The sequence below is a fragment of the Psychromonas sp. Urea-02u-13 genome (assembly GCF_002835995.1).
Taxonomy (GTDB): domain Bacteria; phylum Pseudomonadota; class Gammaproteobacteria; order Enterobacterales; family Psychromonadaceae; genus Psychromonas.
Genome location: NZ_PJBZ01000135.1, coordinates 1 through 6,315, shown reverse-complemented (window position 1 = coordinate 6,315; position 6,315 = coordinate 1). Strand labels below are relative to the sequence as shown.

The window sequence follows — 6,315 nt, the reverse complement described above, 5'->3', positions numbered from 1 at the left end:
TATCACCGATACTCTCACACAAATTCCTAATCGTTTATTTATCAACAATAGCTTTGATCTCGAGTTTGAACGCTGTAAACGCTACCAGAGCAACTTTTCACTGATACTGATTGATATTGATCACTTTAAGCAAGTAAATGATAACCACGGCCATAACGTGGGCGATGACGTTTTAATAGATATTGCACTCATTCTAAAACAGAACATTAGACAATTAGACTTGTTAGGCCGCTGGGGGGGAGAAGAGTTTTTGATCATTTGTCCTGAAACGACGTTATTACAAGCAGAAATAGTGGCAGAGAAAATACGAGAAATCATTGAACAGTTTGAGTTCTTAGAAGCACTAAAACTAACCTGTAGTTTGGGTGTGACCCAATCTCATTCAACAGATAATAAAGAAACAATCTTTCAGCGTGCCGATAAAGCGCTTTATACAGCGAAAAACTCAGGGCGTAACCAAGTTATTTTAGAAGAAAAATAAAAAACATACTGTTAAAAATCATTAGCTTTCAAGATAAAAGAAAGAAAATAGCACGTGTAGTGGTTTCCTTTATTGACAGTAAAAACATTTAAACTATATTTTATTTGGTTGTTTTTGACCAAAAGGAGCGCAAACAACATCCGTTGAACGACACTAATAATCTATAGGTAAAAGTCATGAAATTAAGTTATACGTTATTTTTTCTCATGCTAGCGATTACCAGTGCTTCGCTAGTACTTTCTTTTATTGTGCAAAACCAGCTTCAGCTCCTAGGCATTAATGTGAGTTCCATTCTTTCAATAGGGTTACTTTTTGGAGCATCACTGTACGCCTTTGATGATTACAGCAAAGAAAAAACAATGAACTAGTCAACTTTGGTCATTAACCCGCTCTCTGAGAATTCACTGATATAGCCATAAATTAATTGAGGCGAGTGATGACGCCAACAGCCTCATTTATTTATTCATTCGTTGCAAGTAGTGTTAATGGAATGTTGATAAGAAACTGTAAGCTGCCGTGCTCAGAAGGGACACACGTAATTGAACCCGATAGCTTATGCACAACCTGATTATAAACAATGGGTAACCCTAGGCCGATACAATCAGATCCTCGTTTAGTGGTATAAAACAGATCGAATATCTTATCGATGTTCACACAACCTTTACCATTATCAGAGTAATTAATTTCCACTACATCATCGTGACGCACTGCCTTGATATTAATGCAAGGGGACAAGGTTTCCTCAAAAGCATGAGTGAGAGAGTTTTGTATCAGTTGTATCAACACATCGGTTAATACCGATTGGTAGCTGGTTAAAATCAGCTCATTTTGCACATCAACATTATATTGCATGCCAAGATCACTAAATCGATTTATATATACATTTGAAAATGAATCAAGTAATGACTTCATTGCAAATATTTGCAATTCATCGGCATTGTTATGAATCGATAATGATTTGAAATTATGTACTAACTGCACTGCACGCTGTAAATTATCGTGCAATAATTTGTAACCCAATGCCCAGGTTTTCTCGATTTGTTGTAGATCTTTACGTGTTAGCTGTTGAGTCTGTAGTTTTTCAAAGAAAGATTTTACTTCTTTATCTACTTGGGTCGTGGCGGTAACCATAATGCCGAGTGGCGTATTCAGTTCATGTGCAATACCAGACACAACCCCCACCATAGAGGCCATTTTTTCAGACTCAACTAATTTACTCTGCATCGATTTTAAGTGAGTAAGTGTTGATGCTAACTCTGTATTTGAGCATTCTAATGCACCAGTACGTTTAAACACTTGCTCTTCTAAACTTCCATTTAATTTACGCAAAGCAAGCGTATTTTGGCTTACTTTTTTCTGATATTTTTGAAAACGATTTTTAATAACATTGGAAAAAAGTAACGCTAAAAAAAGCAACAGCGCTGAAACAACAAGGCTGACAATGATGCTTTGTATTAATGCGGCATTATTAACTTTATTTAATTGCGCTTTTTTAAGCGCGACAATGTTATCGATATCGTTTAAGTAAGCACCACTGCCAATCGCCCATTGCCAATCATCAAACCCTTTTACAAAGGAACGTTTACGTGACGGCTCCCTAACACTTGGCTTGACACTGCCAGTATAAGAAATAAAACCTTCACCAGCTTGTGCGATTAATAACACCTCTTTGGTGATCGCATCAGCATTTGTTTCACGATAATTTATTCTATTTTGTTCAATATAACTTTGTTCTATATGGCTTAAGTAATGCCCCTGTTTATCAATAATGAAAATATAGCTTTCTTTGCCAAAACGTATTTTATTAATGCTTGTGAGTAGTTCTTTTTTTAATTCTTGTTCATAATCAGCAATATAGTCACCCGTGCCAATAAACCAATTAAAGGGAGGAAAATGTTTACTGTAACCAATCTTTTCATACTCTGTTTGTTTATCTGAGGGTTTCTTCCACCACCAAGTTGATACTCCTTCCCCCTGAATTTTGGCTATCTCACTTAACTCTTGAATAACAAAATGACCTTTAACATCTTGGAAATCCCAAAGGTTAGTATTCTCAATATGCGGTAAAATAGGATGCATTACAGAAGTGCCAGCACTATCATAAATAAAGAAGTAGCCACGCCCATTATTGAAGCGAATGTCTCTTAATGCATCTGAAATTAATGATTTGATCTCATCCTGACTACGATGCTTATTATTACGATAAATAGACATAGCAATCGCATGTGCTTCGCGTACGCGCGCTTGCAAGTTACTTTTTATTTTTTCAGTAGAGGAAGATTTTTCCGTTTTTATAACATCATAAACGCGCATCACAGTCGACTTAAGTAACGTTTCCATTTCCAGCATTGATTGCTTTTTTAATTGCTCAATTTCTTGCTTAAACTGAATCTGATGGTTTTCATAGAGGATGAAAATATAGAGGAGTGAAAATATAGCAACAAAAATAGGCGCAAGCTTGACGGTACGAAGAATTTTGATTTCATCTTTATGCAGCATTATTATTCCATAACAACGTATTCATCCACGATGGGCTTCAGTCTATTCTATATTCGTAAGTTATTGACCACTAAAACAATATATTTATATTAAAATAATTTATACGAGTTTGTTAAAAGAAAAATAATTAAATGACCAACTAAAGGTACACTGTAACTTCACTTTTCGCAAGACTAAGCCTGTTTATAAAACGAAGATGGTAGCTTCAGATCACATTTACCTAATACCCATTCCATGACTTTCTTTACCTGAGTTTATGTTTAATAAACAAACGAGTTTAAAGTTAAAATAACTGAAAACGGTTGTTCCCTTTGCAAAAATCCAACATAGCAATCGTTTCTTTTAACAAGCAACATTAATCAATTAGTTGGGGGGTTGCTTTAAGATGCCCTGTTTGAACATCTGCTGAAATATGTCACTGCACTTGATTCTTAAAGTATCACGTAATAAGCGTACTGCAGGGGTAATCGACTGTTTATTTGAACACACTAACCATAACTCTGTAGAACGAGGTTGATATTCAGGTAATACATTGACTAACCTGCCTGCCAGTAAATCTGCAGACATATCTAAACTCGATTTTGTAGCAAAACCATGTCCTGCAACACACCATCGTCTGACTAAATCTGCATCATTACTAATACGATTACTGGTCATTTTTACCTTAACCTTTTCATCACCTTTGGTGAATTCCCATTGGTCATAAACAACGCCATACATTTGATAAAAAAGGCCATTATAATCATTTAATTGTGCAGGATGTGAGGGTGTGCCGTGCTTTTTAAGATAATCCGGAGCAGCACATAATATTCCCGGTACATCGCAAATTTTAAAGCCATAGACACTTGCATCAGTTGGTGAGCCGTAACGCAGTGCCACATCCACAGAATCTCGATAAAAATCGATGTTACTATCACTTATGCTCACCCTTATGCTGACTTTAGGGTGCTTTTCCATAAACTCATCTAACCAAGGCAATGCCATATTTCGGCCTAAATCCGATGAAATGGCAATACGCAACTCACCATCAACAATATCAAGCTCGTCTTTCATGCTTTGTTTAGCAGTGCATAACATTTTTAAGGCTTGTTCACATTGTGGTAGGTAACGCTCTCCAGCAGCAGAAAGCCGTAAGCGACGCGTACTGCGTAGAAAAAGCTCAACACCTAAAGAAGCCTCAACACGCTTAACAGCTGCGCTAGCTGTCGCAGTACGCATATCTAGACTTTCAGCAGCACCAGTAATACTGCGAAACTCAGCCACTTTTAATATTACTTGTAAGTCTTCTATTAGCATGGTTCTCAAATATTTTTTGATAATGTTTCAAATATTACCCTGTTACTAACGTGTAAACCAATCGTTATTATGTTGTAACTACTCAGCACCCTGCTAAAACGTGTGCATTTTATACGAAAATAGACAGTAACTGCTCAGGACTAAGCTATTTATGCTTAGTTCAAGGCGAAAAAGCGCAGTTTAGTCGTTTAAATGAGCATTTTAAACACGGTTATCGTCAGATAACTGAAGCTTTATTTTGAACATACCTTAAATAGCGATGTACTGAGTAGTTACATTATGTTTTGAATATACAGCAATGGGAAAACCAATATGAGCACAATCACTATCGTTGCTAGCATCTTAGCTAAAACGGACAACATTGAATTAGTAAAATCAGAACTGTTAAAACTGATCACCATCACACGTGCTGAGCCAGGTTGCCTGCAATATGACTTACACCAAGATAATAATAATCCAGCGCAGTTCGTTTTTTACGAAAACTGGGCGTCAAAAGCATTATTACAAACGCACTTAGAAAGCCAACATATTGCCAGCTATGTCGCCGCAACCCAAGATGCTGTAGAAAAATTTGTCTTAAATGAAATGACTAAAATAGCTTAAATAACCTGATTTCTGGTTAATGAGCGCTTTTACTGAATATTTATAATGTAATGACTAAAATAGGTTAAATTAGGAAAGAAATATGACACATCCAATTATCGCAGACTTACAAACACGTTATACAGCTAAAAAATATGATGCTGACAAACGTGTTTCACAGCAAGACTTAACTATTATCAGCGAAGCTATGCGTTTATCTGCATCGTCAATTAACTCACAGCCTTGGAAATTTATAATCATTGAAAGTGACCAAGCCAAGCAACGCTTACATGATACCTTTGCCAATAAATTCCAATTTAATCAACCACATGCTAAAACAGCATCACATATCATTTTATTTGCTCATAACCCGCAATATAAACGCGAGGATTACGCACAAGTAATTAATCAAGATATTGCCAATAAGCGCAGCACTGAAGCGCAACGTGAACAAGCTTTTGGAGCCTATGCCTTTGTAGACTTAAATACAGATGAAGCTGGTAACAATGCATCTTGGACAAAAGCGCAAACCTATATTGCATTGGGTAATACTTTGCATACCCTCGCACGCTTAAATATTGACTCTACAACGATGGAAGGTATTGATAGCGAACTGATTAGTGATGTTTTTGCAAAAGAATTAGACGGTTATATCTGTGATGTGGCATTAGCTATTGGTTACCATGACCAAGCACAAGACTATAATCAGCCACTACCTAAATCACGACTAAGTACTGAGCAAGTCATTCAAATTTTATAAACCAGTAATGATTATAATTTGGGGCTGTGACTAAATACCCTTGTGTGATTGCCTCTGACTTTCAGAGGTAATCCTAATTTCGATAAGTGATGGTTGTGATAGGTGATGGTGCGATAAATGATATCAATTTATGGATCTTAACTCTTTTTTGCCAGCCCAACAATAAGATCTAACATCAGGTCAGATGCCCCTACATGCTCTGTCACATGAATGGCTAAATTAGGGTGTTTTAGCTTAGCTTGATTGATGATATTGGGAATATCTTGTACAACATGGTTGCCAGAATTAAGAAAGTAAGGCAATAAAACCACCGAAGATGCGCCCTCATTAACACTACTTTCAATCGCATCTAAAATACTCGGTTGCGCAATTTCTAAGAAACCCGCCTGATAAAGCTCATAACCCGCTAAATGTGTCGCTTTCAGCTGTTCTACTAAAGTAAATACTTCTTGATTTGATTGCTCTCGACGACTGCCATGTGCGATCAATAATAACGCTTTCATTGTGACTCTCTTAATTTTAATATGCTAGAAAAGTTAATTAGGCGTCATTATATAGGGTAATTAGATAGCGTAATTATGTAGCGTAATTATGTAGCGTAATACGAACGAATCAGAAATAAGATCACTTTTCTTATAAAGATAAGCTCAACCAGTAAGAAAACAGCTTACCAGTAATTCTAGATTCATCAATTTTC

Annotated in this window: 6 protein-coding genes; 3 read left to right on the top strand and 3 right to left on the bottom strand. The window is 36.3% G+C overall.

Features of this window, described 5'->3' with window-relative positions; translation table 11 throughout:
* Positions 1-481, top strand: a 481-nt coding sequence (locus tag CXF74_RS20320; protein WP_157822479.1) for a GGDEF domain-containing protein, incomplete at its 5' end; no start/stop codon positions are given.
* 459 nt (positions 482-940) lie between these two features.
* On the opposite strand, the gene CXF74_RS20310 is transcribed toward CXF74_RS20320, so the two are convergent.
* Complete coding sequence (locus tag CXF74_RS20310) at positions 941-2,980, bottom strand: sensor histidine kinase (RefSeq protein ID WP_198552938.1); 2,040 nt, start codon at positions 2,978-2,980, stop codon at positions 941-943.
* 363 nt (positions 2,981-3,343) lie between these two features.
* Positions 3,344-4,276, bottom strand: a complete 933-nt coding sequence (locus CXF74_RS20305; protein ID WP_101084347.1) for a LysR family transcriptional regulator — start codon at positions 4,274-4,276, stop codon at positions 3,344-3,346.
* Positions 4,277-4,588: 312 nt separating this feature from the next.
* On the opposite strand from CXF74_RS20305, the gene CXF74_RS20300 reads away from it, so the two are divergent.
* A complete protein-coding gene (locus CXF74_RS20300; protein ID WP_101084346.1) occupies positions 4,589-4,879 on the top strand; it encodes a putative quinol monooxygenase in 291 nt (96 codons plus the stop codon).
* A gap of 82 nt (positions 4,880-4,961) precedes the next feature.
* Positions 4,962-5,618, top strand: a complete 657-nt coding sequence (locus tag CXF74_RS20295) for an NAD(P)H-dependent oxidoreductase (RefSeq protein WP_101084345.1) — start codon at positions 4,962-4,964, stop codon at positions 5,616-5,618.
* Between the two features lie 137 nt (positions 5,619-5,755).
* On the opposite strand, the gene CXF74_RS20290 is transcribed toward CXF74_RS20295, so the two are convergent.
* Positions 5,756-6,121 (bottom strand): sirohydrochlorin chelatase, encoded by a 366-nt coding sequence (locus CXF74_RS20290; RefSeq protein ID WP_101084344.1) that lies wholly within the window; start codon positions 6,119-6,121, stop codon positions 5,756-5,758.
* Positions 6,122-6,315 lie beyond the last annotated feature (194 nt).